This window comes from Arthrobacter sp. ISL-30 (genome assembly GCF_018613855.1).
Lineage (GTDB): Bacteria > Actinomycetota > Actinomycetes > Actinomycetales > Micrococcaceae > Arthrobacter.
On sequence record NZ_JAGGPK010000028.1, the window covers coordinates 43,720 to 63,888 of the forward strand.

General features: G+C 63.1%; 18 protein-coding genes. 11 read left to right on the forward strand and 7 right to left on the reverse strand.

All coding sequences use genetic code 11. The annotated features are described in order from the left end of the window. Window positions 1-4 precede the first annotated feature (4 nt). Genes J7E82_RS11670 through J7E82_RS11680 form a run of 3 tightly spaced genes read left to right on the forward strand, consistent with a single transcriptional unit; the run spans window position 5 to window position 2,975 of the window. Window positions 5-1,075, forward strand: coding sequence for an iron ABC transporter permease (locus J7E82_RS11670; RefSeq protein WP_308113779.1), 1,071 nt, complete (start codon window positions 5-7; stop codon window positions 1,073-1,075). Beyond that, window positions 1,072-2,163 (forward strand): iron chelate uptake ABC transporter family permease subunit, encoded by a 1,092-nt coding sequence (locus J7E82_RS11675; protein WP_214862770.1) that lies wholly within the window; start codon window positions 1,072-1,074, stop codon window positions 2,161-2,163. The genes J7E82_RS11670 and J7E82_RS11675 overlap by 4 nt, the downstream gene beginning before the upstream one ends. Then, window positions 2,160-2,975, forward strand: a complete 816-nt coding sequence (locus tag J7E82_RS11680) for an ABC transporter ATP-binding protein (RefSeq protein ID WP_214862771.1) — start codon at window positions 2,160-2,162, stop codon at window positions 2,973-2,975. The genes J7E82_RS11675 and J7E82_RS11680 overlap by 4 nt, the downstream gene beginning before the upstream one ends. 131 nt (window positions 2,976-3,106) lie before the next feature. Here the strand turns inward: J7E82_RS11680 and J7E82_RS11685 are convergent, their stop codons facing one another. Together J7E82_RS11685 and J7E82_RS11690 are read right to left on the reverse strand one after the other, a co-directional pair. Then, window positions 3,107-3,391: a DUF1540 domain-containing protein gene (locus tag J7E82_RS11685; protein WP_214862772.1), complete on the reverse strand. Its 285-nt coding sequence runs from the start codon at window positions 3,389-3,391 to the stop codon at window positions 3,107-3,109. A gap of 93 nt (window positions 3,392-3,484) precedes the next feature. Beyond that, entirely contained in the window at window positions 3,485-4,984 is a 1,500-nt protein-coding gene (locus J7E82_RS11690) for an MFS transporter (protein WP_214862773.1), read from the reverse strand. A gap of 84 nt (window positions 4,985-5,068) precedes the next feature. On the opposite strand from J7E82_RS11690, the gene J7E82_RS11695 reads away from it, so the two are divergent. The 3 genes from J7E82_RS11695 to J7E82_RS11705 all read left to right on the forward strand — a co-directional run bounded on the left by J7E82_RS11695 (window position 5,069) and on the right by J7E82_RS11705 (window position 7,856). Continuing rightward, window positions 5,069-5,464: a MarR family winged helix-turn-helix transcriptional regulator gene (locus tag J7E82_RS11695; RefSeq protein ID WP_214862774.1), complete on the forward strand. Its 396-nt coding sequence runs from the start codon at window positions 5,069-5,071 to the stop codon at window positions 5,462-5,464. Between the two features lie 115 nt (window positions 5,465-5,579). Continuing rightward, the gene (locus J7E82_RS20690) at window positions 5,580-7,199 is read left to right on the forward strand and encodes a peptidoglycan DD-metalloendopeptidase family protein (protein WP_308113781.1); all 1,620 of its coding nucleotides are present in this window, start codon (window positions 5,580-5,582) and stop codon (window positions 7,197-7,199) included. A gap of 171 nt (window positions 7,200-7,370) precedes the next feature. Then, window positions 7,371-7,856, forward strand: a complete 486-nt coding sequence (locus J7E82_RS11705) for a glutathione peroxidase (RefSeq protein ID WP_214862775.1) — start codon at window positions 7,371-7,373, stop codon at window positions 7,854-7,856. Window positions 7,857-7,890: 34 nt separating this feature from the next. Here J7E82_RS11705 and J7E82_RS11710 read toward each other — a convergent pair whose 3' ends face one another. Beyond that, complete coding sequence (locus J7E82_RS11710) at window positions 7,891-10,242, reverse strand: glycoside hydrolase family 127 protein (protein ID WP_214862776.1); 2,352 nt, start codon at window positions 10,240-10,242, stop codon at window positions 7,891-7,893. A gap of 224 nt (window positions 10,243-10,466) precedes the next feature. On the opposite strand from J7E82_RS11710, the gene J7E82_RS11715 reads away from it, so the two are divergent. Next, window positions 10,467-11,408, forward strand: a complete 942-nt coding sequence (locus J7E82_RS11715) for a phosphodiesterase (RefSeq protein WP_214862777.1) — start codon at window positions 10,467-10,469, stop codon at window positions 11,406-11,408. A gap of 12 nt (window positions 11,409-11,420) precedes the next feature. Here the strand turns inward: J7E82_RS11715 and J7E82_RS11720 are convergent, their stop codons facing one another. Continuing rightward, window positions 11,421-12,932 (reverse strand): stealth family protein, encoded by a 1,512-nt coding sequence (locus J7E82_RS11720; RefSeq protein WP_251041789.1) that lies wholly within the window; start codon window positions 12,930-12,932, stop codon window positions 11,421-11,423. A gap of 185 nt (window positions 12,933-13,117) precedes the next feature. Beyond that, complete coding sequence (locus J7E82_RS11725; RefSeq protein WP_214862778.1) at window positions 13,118-14,029, reverse strand: hypothetical protein; 912 nt, start codon at window positions 14,027-14,029, stop codon at window positions 13,118-13,120. A gap of 159 nt (window positions 14,030-14,188) precedes the next feature. On the opposite strand from J7E82_RS11725, the gene J7E82_RS11730 reads away from it, so the two are divergent. Further along, a complete protein-coding gene (locus tag J7E82_RS11730) occupies window positions 14,189-14,488 on the forward strand; it encodes a type II toxin-antitoxin system VapB family antitoxin (protein ID WP_214862779.1) in 300 nt (99 codons plus the stop codon). Then, window positions 14,481-15,152 (forward strand): LytR C-terminal domain-containing protein, encoded by a 672-nt coding sequence (locus J7E82_RS11735; RefSeq protein ID WP_214862780.1) that lies wholly within the window; start codon window positions 14,481-14,483, stop codon window positions 15,150-15,152. The genes J7E82_RS11730 and J7E82_RS11735 overlap by 8 nt, the downstream gene beginning before the upstream one ends. 35 nt (window positions 15,153-15,187) lie before the next feature. On the opposite strand, the gene J7E82_RS11740 is transcribed toward J7E82_RS11735, so the two are convergent. Together J7E82_RS11740 and J7E82_RS11745 are read right to left on the reverse strand one after the other, a co-directional pair. After that, a complete protein-coding gene (locus J7E82_RS11740) occupies window positions 15,188-15,898 on the reverse strand; it encodes a TetR/AcrR family transcriptional regulator (protein ID WP_214862781.1) in 711 nt (236 codons plus the stop codon). A 36-nt stretch (window positions 15,899-15,934) separates the two neighbouring features. Then, a complete protein-coding gene (locus J7E82_RS11745) occupies window positions 15,935-16,648 on the reverse strand; it encodes a DsbA family oxidoreductase (protein WP_214862782.1) in 714 nt (237 codons plus the stop codon). A gap of 251 nt (window positions 16,649-16,899) precedes the next feature. Here J7E82_RS11745 and J7E82_RS11750 point away from each other — a divergent pair, with 251 nt between their 5' ends. Together J7E82_RS11750 and J7E82_RS11755 are read left to right on the forward strand one after the other, a co-directional pair. Continuing rightward, window positions 16,900-18,003, forward strand: a complete 1,104-nt coding sequence (locus J7E82_RS11750) for a glycosyltransferase family 4 protein (protein WP_214862783.1) — start codon at window positions 16,900-16,902, stop codon at window positions 18,001-18,003. 24 nt (window positions 18,004-18,027) lie between these two features. After that, complete coding sequence (locus J7E82_RS11755) at window positions 18,028-20,160, forward strand: glycogen debranching N-terminal domain-containing protein (RefSeq protein WP_214862784.1); 2,133 nt, start codon at window positions 18,028-18,030, stop codon at window positions 20,158-20,160. Window positions 20,161-20,169 lie beyond the last annotated feature (9 nt).

Below are 20,169 nucleotides of genomic sequence, written 5' to 3' on the forward strand. Positions count from 1 at the left end.
CTATGTGAAGACCTTGGACCCGGCGGCAGCCCCTGCAGCGCCCGACGGAACCGCCACGCCGGCAGGCGAGCGCCGGCAGGCTGCCCGAACAGCGGGTGTGCGATGGGTGTTCGTCTCCCTCGTGGCCATGTTTGCCGCGGCGGTAGTGAGCATCTGCATCGGAGGGCAGCCCTCGTCGCTGCAGGACGTCTGGCATGCCGTGTTCACCCCGGACCAGAGCGTCATGGACACGACCATTCGGGAGCTGCGTTGGCCCCGCACCGTGCTGGGCATCTGCGCAGGAGTCTGCCTTGGGCTGGCGGGAACCCTTGTGCAGGGGCATACCAGGAATCCAGTCGCGGATCCCGGATTGCTCGGAATCAGCCAGGGTGCGGCGCTGGCCATCGTCACCGCTACCGCCATCGCAGGGGAAGTGCCTGCACTGAATCAGGCGCTGCTGGCCTTTGCCGGGGCCCTGGCGGCGAGCATCCTGGTCTTCATGATCGGGTCCGCTTCCCGGCACGGCTCCACCCCAATCACCCTTGTCCTGGCTGGCGCGGCCGTCACCGCCTTGTGCTCAGGCCTTGTTGCAGGAATTGTCCTGCTCAATGACACAGCCCTGGATACCTTGCGGTTTTGGCAGGTCGGTTCTCTCGCCGGACGAAGCGATGTGCTGTCCGTGATCTGGCCGTTCATCCTCCTCGGCGTCGTGCTGGCCCTGGCCAATATTCGGCCGCTGAACGCGCTGGCGCTCGGAGCCGACACCGCCGTCTCACTCGGTATTTCAGTCTTCCGGGCACGAGCGGCGGGAATCGCGGCCATCACCCTTCTGGCTGGTTCCGCCGTGACTATGGCAGGTCCCATTGCCTTTGCAGGGCTCCTGGTCCCGCATATCACCAGGGCAATGACGGGTCCCGACTACCGGTGGCTGATCCCCGTTTCGGCGATGACAGGCGTAACCATCCTGCTGTTGGCGGACACCGCAGGACGAGTCATTTCCCGCCCGGGAGAACTGTCTGTCGGAGTGGTCCTGGCCGTCGTCGGAGCCCCGTTCTTCGTCTACCTGGCACGCAGGCGCAGGCTGGTGACACTATGACTATCTCCAAGGCGCCTTCGAAGACAGGTGCCCTGTCAATCCGGGCATGGAGGGCTGGCCCCGTCTCCCTTCGCCTCAATGTCCGGGTCGTACTTATCGCCGCCATCCTGGCCGCTGCCCTCGTGGCGGCCATGGCTCTCCATATTGCCTTTGGGGGCACCCCCTTGCCCTTTCCGGATGTCCTCCGGGCACTCCTTGGCGATGCCTCCGATGCCCGGACCCACCTTGCTGTGACCGAATTCCGCGCACCCCGAATGGTCGCTGCAGTTTTGGTGGGCGCTTCACTGGCAGCCGCGGGTGCGATCACGCAGACAGTTGCGCGCAATCCCCTGGCGAGCCCGGACCTCCTGGGAGTGACAGCGGGGGCATCCCTGGGTGCGGTGGCTGTGCTGGTCATTGCCGACGGCGGCCACGCGGGCCTCAGCGGCGTGGCGGCCATCCTCGGCATGCCGGTGGCGGCATTCTCACTGGGTATTGCCAGCGGCGTGGCCGTGTACATGCTCGCCTACCGGCGGGGCCTGGACAGCTACAGGCTCGTCCTTGCGGGGCTCGGCATCTCCGGCCTTGCCGCCAGCCTCACCACCTGGATCCTGACCCTCGGCGACGTAACCAGCGCTGCCCAGGCCCTGACCTGGATGACCGGTTCGCTGAATGGCAAGGACTGGGTCACCGTACAGCCCATGGCTGTCAGTGCCGCCGTTCTTATTGGGGCAGCTGTCTTCAGCGGCCGATGGCTGCTGCTGACGAGTTTTGGCGAGGACACCGCCGTCGGGCTCGGCACCCGAATCGGCCGGGTAAGGCTCTTTACGCTAACCATTGCCGTGCTATTGGCGTCAGTCGCTACCGTCACTGCCGGCCCCGTGGCCTTCGTCGCACTGGCCAGTCCGCAGATTGCACGTTCCCTCACCCGGGGCGTTGTTCCCCCAGTGGGTGTATCGGCCCTTGTTGGTGCAGTTTTTGTCCTGGTAGCCGACACAGTTTCGGCCAATGCCCTGAGCGTTCCCTTGCCAGTGGGAGTGGCCACGGCAGTGGTGGGAGCCCCCTTCCTTATCCACCTGATTCTCAAATACCAGCGGAGGCTGAGTTGAACCCCACAGAGCGGCGCGAGGGGCTCAGCGCCCAGGATCTTAGCCTTGGATATGGAGGGCCGGACATCATCCACAAGCTGTCCGTAGCCATCCCCACTGCCCAGGTGACCGCGATCATCGGCCCCAACGGCTGCGGCAAGTCCACGCTTCTCCGGGGCCTCGGCCGGCTCCTTAACCCGCGCTCGGGCGAGGTGCTCCTTGACGGGCTGCCTCTGGCGAGGCAGTCGACGCGCCAGATCGCGACCAGGATCAGTATCCTTCCGCAGGCGCCCACTGCCCCATCGGGGTTGACGGTAGCCGATCTGGTCTCGAGGGGCAGGCATCCACGCCAGAGGTGGTATCAGCAGTTTTCTTCCGAAGACCAGTCAGTGGTGGAAGACGCCCTCCGGGCAACCGACATCCTGGAACTGGCGGATACTTCCCTGGAAGACCTGTCAGGAGGGCAACGGCAGCGGGCCTGGATCTCCATGACCCTGGCACAGGAAACCGAAATCCTCCTCCTGGACGAGCCCACCACCTACCTTGACCTGGCCCATCAGGTAGATGTCCTCGAACTCGTGCGGCGCCTCAACCGAGAGCACGGCCGCACAGTGGTGATGGTACTTCACGACATATCCCTTGCAGCCCGTTACTCGGACCGTATTGTCGCCATGAAGGACGGGCGTATCGTGGCGCAGGGTACCCCGGCAGATGTGGTCACCCCGGAGCGCCTGCGCGACGTCTTTGGCTTGGACGCGCACGTGGTCTCCGAACCCACCGATGGACGCCCCCACGTCATACCCCTGGGCCATCCCGCGACCGTTTCCAGCTGACCCGCGGCTCGCCCTTTTCGGCGGCCTGAACTTGGGCGTCCTGAACTTCGGCCTCCAGAACGCGAAAGGCCCCTTCCGGAAGTAATCCGGAAGGGGCCTCAGCTCGGCTGGACGGTTTCTCGCCGTGCCCGCTATGCGTGGCTGTATGTGAGGCAGTCCGCGTTGTCGGCGCCCGGTCCCACATGGACCTCAGGAGCCTGGCACATGAGGTGGTCGTTGTGGACGCATTCTGTGCGCTGGCAAGCTCCCACACCAGCCAGGACCTTGGGCAGGCCGCCGTGCGTTCCAATGTCGATGAAAGTGGCGCAGGCAGCGTGGTCTTGAGTGCCACCCACCGTAATGGCGGCGGCGTTGCATTCGGAATGGTCGTTGAAGGAACAATTCGTTACGGTGCAGTCTGCGACGTGCGAAGTCATAAGGATCCTCCTTTGTTCGCCGCCCGGGACGGGCCGCTCCTGTGGTCCACGGTAGGCCCCCGCGGCCCAATCAAAAAGACCCAAAAGTGTTCCCTAATTGCCCGTTACTCCGCCATCGCCGGGTACGGTCTCCATCCGCTGGGAAGCGCTTCGCCGGGCAGGCGCGGCAGCCACCAACAGTGCGCCAATCGCGACGACGGCGCTCAGGATGAGTCCCGGCCGATACTGTTCCAGCATTGCGGCTGCGGCAGCCGGAGCCCCTGCCGCTGTACCTTGACTGGTGCCATGACCGCTAACGATGGCAGTAGTGACTGCCAGTACTAGCGCAGCCCCCACCTGCGTGCTCGTCTGGATGAGTCCGGCCGCCAGGCCTTGCTCGGAATTGGGGATGCCGGCCGTTGCCTGGACATTGATGGACGGGAACGCCAGGGCGAAACCGATGCCCAGGAGGATGATGGAGGGCAGGATGTCCAGAATGTAGTTTGGGGTAGTCCCCACCCTCAGGAACAGGACATAGCCCAGTCCGAGGGCAATCAACCCGATCAGGATCAGCCTCGGGGCTCCCAGCCGTTCGATGAGGCGGTCTGCGAACGGGGCGCTGCCGGCAACGATGAGTCCGGCCGGGAGCAAGGCAAGGGCCATGTTCAGGGGCGACCAGCCCAAGACCGACTGCAGGAACAGGGTGACGATGAACTGGAAGCTGAGGTAGGAGCCGAAAAGCCCGACGGCGGCCAGGTTGGCCCTGGCGACCCAACCCTCCCGCAGGATGCCGAAGCGGATCAAGGGGTGTTTCACCCGGTTTTCGATTATGGCGAAGGCAGCGAGTATTGCCAGGGAAGCTGCGAATCCGGCGATTGTTGCCACAGATCCCCACCCCTGCTCTGGTGCTGAAACCAGCGTGTAGACCAGTCCCAGCATGCCGGCAGCCAGTGTCACGGCGCCCCAGACGTCGTGCCCGCCCTTTGCGGCGGCGTCGGGAGAGTCTTTGGGAATGAACTTCATGCCCAGGATAACCACGGCGACGGCCACGGGGACGGAGACCAGGAAGGTCCATCTCCAGCTCAGGCTCGTCATGAGTCCACCCACTACGAGGCCCAGCGAGAAGCCGCTGGCTCCGAACGTGGTGAAGATGGACAGCGCCTTGTTGCGTTCACGGCCTTCAGCGAAGTTGGTGGTGATGATGGAGAAGCCTGCGGGAGCCGTAAAGGCTGCGGCCAGGCCCTTGACGAACCTGGTGGCGATCAGGACCGCCGGATCGTTCACGAGCCCGCCGAGAAGCGACGCAGCTGCGAAAACCGTGAGGGCGATGAGGAAAATACGACGGCGGCCGAGCAGGTCGGCGAGCCTGCCGCCGAGCAGCAGGAGGCTGCCGTAGCCGAGGACATAGGCGGAGACAATCCACTGGAGCGAGTCGGTGCCGAGCTGGAGCTCCTGGCCTATCGACGGCAATGCGACGCCTACCATGGAGACGTCGAGGCCGTCGAGGGCCAGCACCGTGCACACGACCATAAGCAGGAGCCACTGGGCCCGTGTCCAGCGGACCGCGGCCAAGGCAGATTCGGAGGCTCTTTCAAGGGTGCGGGGTGAAGTCATGCGATCAATCTATATGACACGTCATTGGATGACAAGGAATATTATGACGTGGAAAATATTCACGTCTTCGACTAGAATCAAGGCATGGCAACGACGACAGACCGCCAGTTGGTTGAGCAATGGCGCACCATCCAGAGCGCGTACTTTCGCACGTCCGGCGCCATTGACCGCGAGCTCGACGCCAAGTTCCACATCGGCCTCAACGAATTCGAGATCCTGGACCTCGTAGCAGAGTGCAACGATTCGGCCTGTCGGATGAAGGAACTGGGGGAGCGGACCCCCATGACCCAAAGCGCCGTCTCCAAAGTCGTGGACAGGCTCGAGAAGGCCGGACTGATTTCAAGGCATTCCTGTGCCGATGACCGGCGTTCCCTCTTTCTCGAACTGACGGAGGCCGGGCGCGCTCTCCATGCGGAGGCCGCCGTCGAACACCGTGCTTTGCTCAAGAAAAACCTGGGTCTCAAGGAAAACCTAGGTTAGCCACAAGATACGCTCAAGCCTTGCGCGAGACGGTTCCCTTTTCCTAATCGGTGTAGCCACAATTGAAAAACCCGCCGGGAAATGGGGCCCAGCGGAATTTTCATTGGAGAAGCTTGTGGGAAAACACCAGGAAACCGGCCTTTTTTATGGCCTCCGGCATGCTGCCTGGCCGAAGCGGACGGCATCAGCCGGGCTAATAGCCGGCTTCGTCCTAGTAGCTTATGGCTTCCAACCGCCTGTAGCGCCATCGGCGCCAGGGCTGGGAGCCACCGCGGCCAAGGGCTCAGCGGAACCGCTGTCCCTGGATGCTGTGGCATCCTCCGACCTCGCCAAGAGCGTCTCGGGCCAGTCAATTTTGGCCCCGGCGGTGACTGTTCAGGCGGACCCGGCGGCGCTGGTCTCTTTTGACCGGTCGACAGTACAGACAGTGGCCAAGGACGGCACCCACCGCCTCGCGTTTGCCTCGCTGGGGCTCCAGCGGCCGGCTGCCGGCACACTCCGGGCCCCGCTGGAATCCCTTGTTCCCAGTTCCTCTTTCGGTTTCCGGATCAATCCTCTCTCAGGTGAAGCTGGTGAATTCCACTGGGGCCAGGATTTCGCCGCTCAATGTGGTACTCGCGTTTATGCCGCTGACTCGGGCACTGTTCGGGCAGTTGGCTGGCATCCGTGGGGAGGCGGCAACAGGGTGGAAATCGACCACGGGAACGGGCTCATCACCACGTACAACCACCTGGAATCCATAGCCGTGAAGCAGGGAGCTTCGGTGGAAGTGGGTGAGGTGATTGCCAAGGTAGGAACCACTGGAAACTCCACGGGATGCCACCTGCACTTCGAGACCATCCTCAACGGCGTTCATACCAACCCGGCAAACTGGAAACTCCTGGCCACTATTCAGCAGGACCCGCTCGGTGATTTCACCATGCACAACTACTCTCCGGGGACCGGCACCGCAACGGCACCCGCTCCTTATTGGGCCGTACCCATGACGGTGGGCCACGTCCATACAGATGACCCCACCCACTACGAATACAGGGAGCACCTGAGCCCGACCGAGCGTTGGGTGCCGGGGCAGCAGTCGACGCCGAGCGTAACGTCGCCAGCCCCAACGGCGCCGACGCCGACAGCGCCGGAAACTACCTCGCCGACACCTTCAGGTCCGCCATCCGAACCTGAGACTTCGACGACGACGAATCCGACGGTGATAGCACCAACGGACCCGCCAAACGAACCTGAGACGTCGACGCCGGATTCCACTCCGGAGTCGGGTTCCACTCCAAAGTCGGGCGAGGGCGAATCGTCTGTCACACCGGATCCCACAGACACCGAACCGACTGAGACGCCGGACGCCACCGTCAGCGAACCAGCGGCCGCCGACCCGACCACGGCACCGGCCGAGCCGGCCCAAGAGGTTCCCGTCACTGATGTTCCCGTCACGACTGAGCCTGCGGTTACCGCACCTGTCGTGGTGGAACCTGCTCCGATTGTCGTAGTGGAACCTGCACCTGTCGTAGAAGTTGCGCAGGCTCCGGCCCCCGCACCTGTCGTAGAAGTTGCGCAGGCTCCGGCTCCCGCACCTGTCTTAGAAGTTGCGCAGGCTCCGGCCCCCGCACCTGTCGTAGAAGTTGCGCAGGCTCCGGCCCCCGTAGCAGCGACTCCAGTTCCCCCTGCCCCGGTTGCGGTTGATCCGGCTCCGGCCTCGGCGACGGAGCCTGCTGCCGAGGTAACAGCTCCCTAGCGGGCAGGCAAACGCCCCAAGCTCACAAGCGGCGAGTCCCGGGATGCATGCATCCCGGGACTTGCCATGTCACGGCAGGAACAGTGTCACTGTAGGCGCGGCGACAATGTAGGCTCAGCACTCCCTGTAAGCTCGAAGGCTGAAATCTGAAGCCGATCAAAGGAAGCCTGCGTGTCACCCCTCTACAGCATTCCCCTCACAATGAACGACGGCACCGTCGCCGAGTTCGGCCGTTTCAAGGGCAAGGCGGTGATGGTGGTGAATGTGGCCTCCAAATGCGGGCACACCAAACAGTATGCCGGACTGGAAGAACTCTACGGACGCTTCCGGGAACAGGGTTTGGAGGTGCTGGGTGTACCGTGCAACCAGTTCGGCGGCCAGGAACCGGGCGGGGATGAGGAAATCGCAGAGTTCTGCCAGCGCAACTTCGGAGTCTCCTTTCCGCTGACCAGCAAGGCCAATGTCCGGGGCAAGGAGCAGCATCCGCTCTACGCCGAACTAACCCGCACCGCTGACGGCTCCACCCCTGAGAAGGTGAAATGGAACTTCGAGAAGTTCCTCGTCAGCCGTTCCGGTGAGGTGCTGGCCCGCTTCCCTTCGGCCGTCAAGCCCGACGACGCCGGGCTCGTGGAAGCGGTCCGGAACGCCTTGAACTAGCGACAGCCTGCAAGCCGCTTCGCTACTGTTGCGGCTACGGTCGCTCAGTCCCGAGAAGTTCGACGGCGAGCAGGTCACCGCTGAGGGCGCCGGGTAGGGCGTGTACCGCGAAAACCAGCCGCCCGTCGTCGCCGGCGTTCCTGGCCTCCTCCGGAATGGCGAAGTCGGAAACGTCCTGGTCACCCTCCCGCCAGGAATTGACCGCCTCAAGAAGCACGACGCCGTTGAGCCGGAGCCCGTGTGCGCGGCCCTCCACCGCCCTGAACCGGACGCGAAGCAAGGACGCCTGCTTTCGGACGTCGCTGAGCGTGTAGGAGAACCAGCCCGTGGCGCTACGCCAATGGATACCGTCCTGGCCGCCGGCCCTTGTGGATTCGCCGTTGAAGCTGTGGTCGGCCTCCGGCTGCTGCTCACCGGCAACCACTGAATCGACTACCTCGCCCTGGGCCGCCGCCTCGCGGTCGAGGCGGCGGAGTTCCGCGGCTCGCGACTCGTGATCGCCGACCGGCCAATAGACCGTGTAGCGCTCATCATGAATGCCGAAGAATGGTTCCAGCTGGATTGTCCGGGGCCGCCCCTCGGCATCGACGGCGGCCAGGTCCGCGGTGAGGGAAGCCCGGCTGCTGAGGGATATCGAATCCAGCGGGTTGACCGCGGCCACAATCGGAGTCTCCGACAAGGGAAGCAGGGGGCCAGAAGCCACATGACCCATTCGCGTGTCGTTAGCTTCAAAGCCTTCCACGCCTGTTGCCCCGACCCGCGCGGCAAGGACGACCGGCCCGTACAGGAACGAGACCCATGGGGAGCTATCGGGCAAAAGCTCGGCCCGAAGTTCAGGGGACAGCCGAACCGTGATGGTGCTGGTTCCCTCCCAAACCCTGTGGACCGGCACGTAGCCGCCGTCGACCGTTCCGGCGTCGGTGGCGGCGCTGAAGGGTGCACCTGCGTCGGCAGGCGAGCCGTCGACGTCGACGCTCATTTCCGCTGCCCAGGCGGGACGGCGCAGCCTGACTGTAGCAGCCGTTGGCGACTCCGCGGTGACGTGGAGCGTGGCGACGTCCGAGCGGGGGAAATCCGTCTCCAGCCGGACAGTGAGCCCGCGTTCAGACCAATCCAGCTCCGAGGCGATGTACAGGTTCACCAGGAGGTCGTCGTCCCTGCGGCTGTAGATGAATTCTCCGTAGCGGGCGTGATTCTCAAGGCTCGAGCCGACACAGCACCACATGGATTCATGGACTGTCGAATAGACGCGGTAGTGGGCCGGGCGCATGGAGGTGAAGTAGACAAATCCGCCGCGCTCCGGATGCTGCGAGGAAAGGATGTGGTTGTAGGTGGCCCGCTCATAGAAGTCGACGGCGGCCGGGTCGCCGCTGCGCTCAAACCGCATCCTGGCGAGTTTCAGCATGTTGTACGTGTTGCAGGTTTCGGGCCCCTGGGCATCCAGGATCATCGGTGCGAAGTCGCTGGCGGGATGGAAGTGTTCGCGCACGCTGTTGCCGCCGATTGAGACGCTACGGTGGCGTGTCACCGTGTTCCAGAAGAAGTCCGAGGCCTTACGAGATTCCGGATCTCCCGTTGACCGGGCCAGACGCTCGTACCCCACGACCTTGGGAATCTGCGTGTTGGCATGGAGTCCGTCCAGCCGGTCGCTTCCCGCGGCTAAGGGTTCGAGGATGCTGCGATGCGTGAAGCGGCGAGCTTCCTGGAGGTAGTGGCCCTTGCCCGTGATATCGGCCAGCATGGCGAAGGCATCGTTCATCCCTCCGAACTCGGTGTGCAGCATGTCTTCGAAGCTGTCATCGCTCAGGCTGGCCGAGACGCGAAGCCACCAGTCAGCCAGGCGCGTGACCATGGCCAGTGCTTTGTGCGAGTCCGCATGAATATACGCGTCGAGCAGCCCCGCGAAGGTTTTGTGCAAGTTGTACAGGGGAACCCATCGCCCATTGAGGGTAAACAAATCGGCATCAACGGTTCCAGCGGCAAGCTCCAAACCGAGTTTCCGGCCTCCGGGAACGCCCCCGAGGTAGCCGTCACCGGCGGCGTCCTGACATTGTTCGAGGATCCCAAGCACGTGCTCCAGCCGCGCGAGCAGGCGGCTGTCTCCGGTTGCGGCATGAAGCTGCGCACAGGCAGACAGATAATGTCCGGCGATATGTCCGTCCAGACCGTCAGATTCCCAGCCGCCATAAGCTGCAGTCGCCGTCGTCAATCCCGCTTCTCGCCGGAACGGTGCGCACAGCCGGTCAGGGTCAAGGGTCAGGACGTAGCGAATGGCTGTGTCCTGCGCCTTCTTGAAGTCACCGTCCAGCAGCCGGGTCCTGGAGAGGGGAAAGGACGACGGCGCCTCGCTCACTGGAGTTGTGGCGGACGTGGAGGGAAGGGTCATTGGTGGCTGGCTCTCGTAAAGCGCTGGGTGCGGATTATGTTAGCGCTAACGGTAGTCCGTATGAAGTAAGAAGGGGAGCCCCGTTCCGTAACCTGCGCGTTATTTTCGAACAATTTTCCAACAATGCGCCCTTTGTTAACCCTCAAGGGGCAGTTCGTCTGGTTGGATAAGAGTACTGGGATAAACAGGAGAAGAAGAGTCTCCTACCAACCAAGAAGGCAGCGATGGAGCTCATTGAGGCTGAACACCCCCAGCCACGACACACACTCCTGCACATCAGCGATCCCCACATCAAGGGCAGCTCCGACCCCCTCTACGGAGCGGTAGACAGCGAAGCCCGCCTCAGACAACTTTTTGACGAGGTCCACACATCCAGGGTCAGGCCCTCAGCGGTCGTCTTCACGGGTGACCTGGCTGACCACGGGGAGCCGGAGGCGTACGCAAAGCTCCGCGAGATCGCTGAACCCGCCTGCGAAGCCATCGGCGCAGAAGTCATTTGGACTATGGGCAATCATGATGACCGCGCCAATTTCCGGGCTGGATTGTTTGACGAAGAGGGTAGTGACCGTCCGGTCGACCGAAGCTACTATCTCGACGGCCTCCGCGTCATTACCTTGGACACCACAGTTCCGGGTCACCACCACGGCGAAGTGAGCCAATCCCAGCTCGACTGGCTCAGTAGTGAACTGGCCACCCCGGCTCCGGACGGAACCATCCTGGCCCTCCACCATCCGCCCGTACCCAGTGTCCAGGACCTCGCTGTCCTCGTGGAGCTGCGTGGCCAGGCGGCACTGGCTGAGGTTGTTGGCGGTACGGATATCCGCAGTATCCTCGGCGGACATCTTCACTACTCGACATCGGCGAGCTTCGCTGGAATTCCCGTCTCAGTGGCCTCGGCCAGCTGTTATACGCAGGACTTGAGCATTCCGGCGGGGGCAACTCGCGGTCGCGACGCCGCCCAGGCGTTCAACCTGGTGCACGTGTACGAGCACACAATTGTGCACTCCGTGGTGCCGCTGGGAGGCGGCGAAACGGTCGGCCGGTACGTCAGCCCCGAAGAGACCGCCCTGCGCCTGGCCGCGGCCGGAATCCGGATTCCCAAAGAGTCCAACTACGAAGGCTCCCGGGAGGCGGCAGCCAAGCAGCCGGAACTCGTGGACAGTTAGGCGCGCTCCGCCCTACTTTTCCCACGGCGCCTTGATTGGGAAGTACTTCTCCAGGAAGTCCGTCACGAGCTCTGCGCGTTCCGCAGCAGCGACCTCCGGGAAACTTCCATCATTGAGGCAGAAGAAGTCCACGTTTCGCTTGGCCAGGAGCGTGGGCAGGTAGTGCAGGCCGGACCACAGGGTGGTGTCGACGTAGCGCACCTTGGCGTCGGTCTGGGTTGCTGCGCGGCCTGTCAGGAGCGCGTAGTAGTGGTATAGCGAATTGGTCACGGAAATGTTGTCCGCGGCCCGGAAGCGGCTCGCAGCCGTGCGTGCAAACTCCTCGGGGAACTCTTTCTCCATTTCTGCGACGAGGCTGCGTCGCATGGGCGCCGCAGTGTGCTCGAGGTGCCTGGTGGTGATCCTGCCGAAACGGTCCCAGAGGAGTTTCCGGTTGACCCGTGCAGCATTCTCGAAGCCGCTGCGCTCGGCGTCGTTCTCGCCCAGGCCGATCCGCGTGTTCGCCTCAATGAAGCGGGTGATGCCGCCGGGAGTGAAGAACATGTCCGGGCCCACAGGGCGGCCAAAGAACATGTCGTCGTTGGAATACAGGAAGTGCTCAGACAATCCCTCGATGTGGTGCAGCTGGCATTCGACCGCCTGCGAATTGTGCGTGGGGAGCACCGAGGGGTCGGCGAAGAACTCCTCGCTTCGCACGATCGTCACCGAGGGGTGGTCGGCGAGCCAGGACGGGGCGGGGGAGTCCGTCGCTATGAAGATTCGCCGGATCCAGGGCGCGAACATGTAGACGGAGCGCAGCGCGTACTTGAGCTCGTCGATCTGGCGGAAGCGGGCCTCGTGATCATCACCGTCGCCCAGCACGGCGCCCACCATCCGTGCACGCCGGGCCGCGATGTACTCCGGATCGTTGCCGTCCACCCAGGAGAAGACGATATCGATTTCGAAGCGGATATCGCTGGCATGATCGGCGAACATGTTCTCGATCGTCGGCCAAACATGCCCATGGCGTTCCACCTTGCCCCGGACGGCGTCCTGGGCCAGCATCGTGCGCCGCGTCAGCGAGTTCTCCACCGGAAGCACCAACTGGTCGCCTTCGAAGCTCCATAGTTCCAGCTGGACGCCCAAGGAGGCTCCGTAAGCGAGGCCGCCCGCAGGTTCCAAGCGAGGACGATAAAGACGGAATATCCGCGCCTTGCGGTTCCCGGACAACTCCCCATCAGCCACCAGCACCGACTTCTTCTTGCGGGCGTCCACGCTCATGGCATAGAACGGCTCATCCTGGCACGCTTCGACCAGTGCTTCGCGAAGTTCCTTGCGTTTGTTCCAATCGACGGCGATCACGGGCCGGTGGTCGTTGCCACGAACGAGGATGAAGTCGATCTCGGCGTCCGTCAGTACGGAGCGGATGAACAGGAGATCCTCCACCATGGCCTGCTGCGGAGTCGTGTTCCTGTTGAGCAGGGAATACCGCCCGCGGTGACGGACGACGTCGTCGCGGTGCTTTAGGCGCGCGACAACGGGCAACGACGCCTCGGCGATGGCGCCGTCGTCGTCAGAAGCAGGGCCTCCGTGGTAGATCGTGGGCTGTACAGGTGCTTGCGTAATGGCAGTTCTCCGAACTGTGCTGATGTATGTAGAACTGAGTGTATGCAGAACAAAGGCGGTGCTGCCGTAGCCGGTGCGGCGGGCTGCGCAGGATTGCCTGGCGGTCAGCCGACCAATGCCTCCCGCCAGCTGCGTAGAAAGGCCTCTCCCGCATCATCATGGATGATGTCGGCACCGAGCCCCAGGTCGGCGGCAGTAAGGATATCGTACGGCTTGACGGGCACGCCGTCTGCCGGGCGGACATCCACATGCTTCACGCTATGGTCGTTGTAGTGGAGCCAGTCGGCCATTGCGTAGTCCGTGCGGGAGTCGCCCACGGTGACCCAGGCTGCCGGCGTGACGCCCTGCGCAGCCAGCAACTCTACAGCGCGACTTGCGCCGAGATCCTTGCCGAGCCGCACCGATTCAATGTCCGTGGAGATGATGGTGGGGTCCAGGCGGTAGTCTCCCGGGTCGTCGGAAGCGGGGTCATGGTGGTCCAGGATCGCCGCGGACAATCCGTGCCGGTCCATGAGGTCAAGGGCATCGGAATCGAAGAGCTTTTGCTCGGCCAGATAGTCTTCATTAGTGACGTCGAGGTGCTGTTCCACCGAGACCATCGCCCTCTTGGTTTCGTCAAAGAACATGTGGGCCGAATAGTCCTCCGCGACCATGCGCCGAACGTCGTCGCCGTACGCCTTCGGCACCGCGAGTTCATGGTCCATATGGATCGGGCCCGGGCCGGCGGCCGTGTAGCTGAACCACACCGCACCCTTCTCGCAAATCGCGTGGATGACGGTTCCTTCCGGGATCCCCGCGGCGATCATCGGCTCCATGACCTGTTCCCTGATGAAGGCGTCGGAGCGGCCGGTGTTGAAGATCACCGGAATGCCTGCCGTAGCCAAAGCGACAAGGTCAGAAATGATCTCCGGTTTCACCCTGCGACTGACGGGGCTCGCGACGGGACCGTCGACGTCGAGGAGCAGGGCCAGGGCGGGAGCCGCAACCTTGGCGGCGGTGAAGGTCGGAGCTGTCATGGCACCATTCTGTCAGCCCGGCAGCCCTGCGGTGGAGATATGACTTGTCCGCTGCTGGTCTGCTGCCCTGGGCGGGCGGATGATTACCGTTTGGCCACAACCTTGGTGTGCAGCCGGTCACAAGTTTCATTGCCGTGGCAACTTATCTAGGCTGGCAGGGTGATCTTCAAAGCCGTGGGCGAGGGACGCCCGTACCCTGACCATGGATTCAGCACGCCCCGGGACTGGGCCTCACTGCCTCCGCGGCCCGTGCGGCTCGATGAACTGGTGACCACCAAAAGGACCCTTGACCTGGAGGCACTCCTGGCTGAGGATTCAACGTTTTTTGGTGATCTTTTTCCCCACGTCGTCCAGTACCAGGGCGTCATGTACCTGGAGGACGGACTACACCGTGCTGTGCGCACGGCCCTCCACCAGCGCACAGCCATTCACGCCCGGGTACTGGTGATAGATGGCTAGGAAACGCCCCAAGGACCCCAGCAGGCTACATGGGCACCGCGTCGTCACCGGGCCCGAGCTTCGGGCCACCCTCGTTGAGCCCGGGCCGCAACGCCCGGGGCAGTTCGGTCGCAGGCTTGCGCATGGAATCGTGTTGGTCCTGCTGTTGGGCGTCCTCGCGGCGGGGATCGTCGGGGCCGTGGCCATCCTCAACGGGCAGATCAAGGTTCCGTCTGCCGTCTCTCCCCGGGAGCCGACGTCGTTATGCCCCACCGCGACGTTTGACTACCTCCCCAATGACCAGGTGAAAGTCAACGTCTTCAACGGAACCAGCAGGCCCGGACTCGCCAAGACGGTCGCTGACCAGTTCCAGGCGCGCGGCCACCAGATTGGCGAGGTGGGAAACAAGGGAACCGGCTACACCGGCGTCGCAGTGGTAGTTTCAGGCGCTGCCGGCCAGGCTGCAGCATTCAACGTCCAGCGCAACCTGGCTGGAACCGATTACTTCCAGGATGTGCGGGAGGATTCCTCGGTTGACGTCATCATTACCGACGAATTCAGTGGCCTCGTGGCCCCGGAACTGGTGGACCAAACGCCCGGAAAGCTGAGCTGCCCGCGCGAGGACAAGCGTATCGCCGACAATGCCAGATGGCCGGTCATTCCCACGGCGGGCCGCACACCTTAGCGTCTAGTAGCCCCTGCATGTAGTAGCCGCTGCACCTAGTAGTCCCTGCGCTGCGGCCTTCCGTCGTGGTCAAACGTTGCTCCAGCTCCCAGCTGGATGAAACGAACCGTTCGGTTGATGTGGTCATCGAGGGCTGTCGCCTGGCTCCCGGCCTCGGGGCCGCCGCCGTCCCCACCGGTTTTGTCCTTGGTTCCGTCCGTACTGTGTCCGTCGCTTGCAGCGGAGGGCCCACGCGCGGCACTGGAGGACAACGTGCCATGAATCAGCTGGGCAAGCTGGGTGATGTCGGTGGGCGGCAGGTAGCCCTGGTTGATGCCTTCGCGCAGGATGTCCTGAAGCAACACATTGAGTTCGCCCACGTGGTCGGCGAGCTTGGCGAAGGATCCAGGGGACATGACGGCGGCCATTGCAGGCCCGGGCGGCAGGTGGCGCCTGCTGAGGTCTTCGACCTGCGCGCGCACGTAGAGGGCCAGGCGGTCAACGGGATTAGCCAGCGCATTGAGGGAATCCCTCAGGTCCACGATGAAACGCTCGGTCTCGTCCAGGGCGTAAGCGATCAGGAGCTGTTCCAGGTCCGCGTAGTAGTTGTACACCGCTGTGCGGCCTACGCCGGCATGGCGGGCAACGTCGGTCATTGTGAGGCCCGGCAGTCCGTGGGTGAAGAGGAGTCCGCCAAAGGCGGTCAGGATGCGGCGTTGCGTTTCTGCGCGTTGGGCCGCATTGCTGACTGCTGTAATCCTTGGCATACAGACACTTTACAGTTATCTGTCAGCAAAGAGCCGCTAGGCGCTGCAGCCGTCCGGGCCGCACGCCTCGCCGCTGGAACTTCCGACGGCGGAACTTCCGACGGCGATCAGCGGATGGGCTTCCTGCCATGCCTGTTCCAGGGCCTTGGTGAAGAGGGCCGTCGGCTGGGCACCTGAGAGCCCGTACTTGCGATCGATCACGAAGAAGGGGACGCCGGTGATGCCCAGGGTGCGGGCTTCAGCGAAATCGTGGCGGACGTTGTTGGAGTACTTGTCGGTGGTGAAGAGCTCCGCGACTTCCCGGGCGTCGATCCCCAGCTCGATACCGAGGGCCGTCAGGTAGTCTTTGCTGCCGATGTCCTTGCCGTGCTCAAAATGGTCGCTGAGCAGTCGCTCCTTGGCGAGGTCCTGCTTACTGTGGGCCGCGGCCAGGTGGATCAGACGATGCGCGGTGAAGCTGTTGGCAACCACGACGTCGTCGAACTTGTAGTTGAGTCCTTCGCCCTTGGCCTGTTGAGCGACGTGGCTGAACATCTGCCGGACCTGCTCCGGGGCAAGGCCCTTGCGGCTGCTGAGATACTCCAGCTCGGTGCCGTCGTAGTGCTCCGGAAGGGAAGGATCCAGCTGGTAGCTGCGCCACTGAACTTTCACGGAGTCGGCATGGGGGAACTCTGCGAGGGCCGCTTCAAAGCGGCGCTTGCCGATGTAGCACCAAGGGCATGCGACGTCGGACCAGATCTCAATCTTCATGTCCCCAACAACCCCGGGGACGTGTAATGCATTCCTGATCCGGCTGTTGCTTTGCTCACTCCGCCAATGGCCTGGGCGAACACCATCGCCCTTGCCGGGACGCACTGCGGACAATATGTTTGTCGTAGGTTATGCAGTCAGCCTTCGAATGCCGGTCATTCGAAGCGAATCGTGAGAACTGGGGCCACGAGTCGCCAATGCTGTGGTCTTTCCCTGACGGGGAGCCATACGAAACGTTGGAGGCTAGAGGCATGCGTATAGGACTGATAGCGGCACCATGGATTCCCATTCCCCCACCCACTTATGGCGGCATCGAGAGGGTGGTGGATTCCCTGGCCAGAGGTTTCGCCGACGCCGGGCACGACGTCTTGCTGGCCGCCGCCGCCGACAGTGATTGTCCCGTCCCGAAGGCTCCCGGGATGAGAACCTCCGAGCCTGCCGAAATGGGGTTCACGCTTTCAGAGATGAGCCATGTGGTCAGGGCCTATCAGGCGATGCGGGGAATGGACATCATTCATGACCACACACTTGCCGGACCACTTTATGCGCACCGTCCGCAGGCTGTGCCAGTGGTAACAACCATCCACGGCCCACTGTCGCCCCAGATGGTCGACCTGTACAAGGCCATTGAGAAGAACACGAGCATCATCGGGATTTCCCGCGACCAATTGGCGCATGCACCGGAATTGCGTGCCACCGGAGTGATCCATCATGGGATGGACGTTTCGACCGTCCCTGTGGGCTCCGGCAAGGGCGGCTATGCCTGCTTTGTGGGAAGGGTGTGTCCTGACAAGGGCGTCATGGAGGCGATCAAGATTGCACGGAGCGCGGGAATTCCACTGCGCCTGGCGGCCAAAATGCGCGAGCCCGACGAACAGGCCTACTTCCGGGACGTTGTGAAGCCCATCCTTGGCTCCAACGAGGAGTTCCTGGGCGAGATTGGGGACGCCGAGAAGTATGAACTTATGGGAAGCGCCACGGTCTTCCTCAATCCGATCCAGTGGTCTGAACCTTTTGGCCTGGTGATGATTGAGGCCATGGCCACCGGCACTCCGGTAGTGGGCACCCCGCTCGGCGCCGCCCCTGAGATCGTGGACCACGGCAGCACCGGATTCCTGGGCTCCCTCGAAGAGTTGCCCGCCTTGGTTCCAAAGGCGGCTGCGCTAAACCGGGCTGACGTACGGGGCGCTGTGGAGGAGCGCTTCAGTTCGCAGCGCATGGTGGAGGACCATATGAAGCTGTATGGCCGGATTCTCAAGCAGTACGACCCCGAAGGTCTTCCGGTTCCAGGCCGATTGCAAGAGAATCAGAGGCAGGCTTCGCTTACTCGCGGCGCCTGGTTTTCCCGTCAGTAACTGCTCCTGTGAAGGGACCGGGCCATGACTGCATGGAACGCAGATACGTCGGCGGGCGCCTCCGAACTGGGCGCCGTGACGGTGGTAGAGGGATCCTCATTTTGCATTTCTGCCCATAGCGGCGACATCTATTCCGGCGGTTCCCAGGGAGTCTTCTACCAGGACACCAGAATCGTGTCCCGCTTGACGTTGACTGTTAACGGGGCATTGCGGGAACCGTTGGTTGCCCGCAACCCGACTGCCTTTGAAGCCGACTTCATCGGAAGGGCAGTCTCATCCGATGGCAGGTTCGACAGTCCTCTCGTAGTTGAGCAAAAGCGCCATATCGGGCCTGGACTGCGGGATGACATCACCATCAGGAACTATTCGAGCGAGTCGGCCACATGCGACGTCGAGGTCGGTATCGATGCCGACCTAGCCGATCTCTTCGACGTCAAAGGCGGCCGGACAAGGACCGCAGGCGTTGCCGGCATTAAGTCCCTTGACGGGGAGCTTCACATCGAAGCGGAGCACAACGGAGAACGCCGTGGCGTCGCCTTTCGGGCTGCAGGAGCACACGTGCGGGAGGACGCGCTGACGTTCCAGATCAGCATCCCGCCGCGGAGCCAATGGTCCACCAGCGTCATTGTGGTGCCGTTGATCAATGGAAAAGGACCGGAAGAACCCTTCACTGAAGCTGCTGAGCCGCAAGAGCGCGTGGGGGTGCGTCGGCACGTTGAATGGGAGGAGCACGTCCCGCGGATCACAGTGACGGACCAGAACATCCAGGACGTGCTGAACCGCAGCCAGAGCGATCTCGGATCGCTGAGGATCTTCGATCCTGAGCACCCCGGCCGGGCAGCAGTCGCCGCCGGCGCACCATGGTTTATGGCACTATTTGGGCGGGATTCCCTCTTCTCCTCCTACATGTCCTTGATGGTTGATCCCAACCTTGCCGCCGGAACCCTGCAGACCCTTGCCGGGCTCCAGGGAAGCAAAGTCGATCCCGATTCCGAGGAGGAGCCGGGCAGGATTCCGCATGAGGTCCGGCTGGGCGTCAGCGCGGGACTTTCCCTGGGCGGTTCCGCCTACTACGGAACCGCGGACGCCACCCCCCTTTTTGTCGGCCTGCTCGGGGAGCTCAGCAGATGGGGACTTGCCGACGACATCATCGAATCCCTGCTGCCGCATGCGGACCGAGCCCTGGAGTGGATCGAGAACTTCGGGGACCGTGACGGCGATGGCTTCGTGGAGTATCAGCGTCCCAATCTCCATGGCCTTGTGAATCAGGGGTGGAAGGACTCGTGGGACGGGATCAACTTCGCCGATGGGAGGATGGCCGAGCCTCCCATAGCCTTGTGTGAAGTCCAGACCTACGTCTTTGGTGCCTATGTTGGGCGCTCGCTGCTCGCCCGCTCGCTGGGCGACGTCGACACGGAGCGTCATTGGGCGGAGCGTGCCGCAGAGTTGAAGGCGGCTTTCAACGAGAAGTTCTGGCTGCCCGACAAGGGGTATTACGCGGTTGCCCTGGACAAGGACAAGCGGCCGGTCGATTCCTGCACGTCGAACATGGGGCACTGCCTGTGGATGCGAATTGTTGACGAAGACAAGGCCCCGCTGATTGCCGAGCGCCTGATGTCGCCTGAGATGTTCACCGGCTGGGGCATCAGGACACTGGCTTCGAACATGGCCGCGTACAACCCCGTCAGCTACCACAACGGCTCCGTCTGGCCGCACGATACAGCCATCGTGGCCACGGGACTTATGCGTTACGGCTTCGTGAAGGAGGCCAGCAGGATTGCGAGCGGCCTCTTCGCCGCTGCTGGGCATTTTGGCGGTCAATTGCCCGAGCTGTTCTGCGGATTCGACCGCGAGGACTTCGCCCTGCCGGTGCCGTATCCCACTGCATGCTCACCCCAGGCCTGGGCGGCCGCAGCACCGATCCAATTGGCCCGCGTCCTGCTTCGCTTTGATCCGGATTTCACCCGGAACGTCGTCCACCTTTCACCTATCGTCAATGCCGAATTCGGGGAGTTCAGGGCCGACAACGTGCTGCTCGGCCACTCGAGGATCACCATTCAGGCGGGGGCCGACGGCGGAAGAATAGATGGGCTTCCCGAAGGGTTGGAGCTGAGTTTGCAGCCCAGGCCGCCGCTGGAAAGGGACTTTGTGGACTAGCCGCTGGCG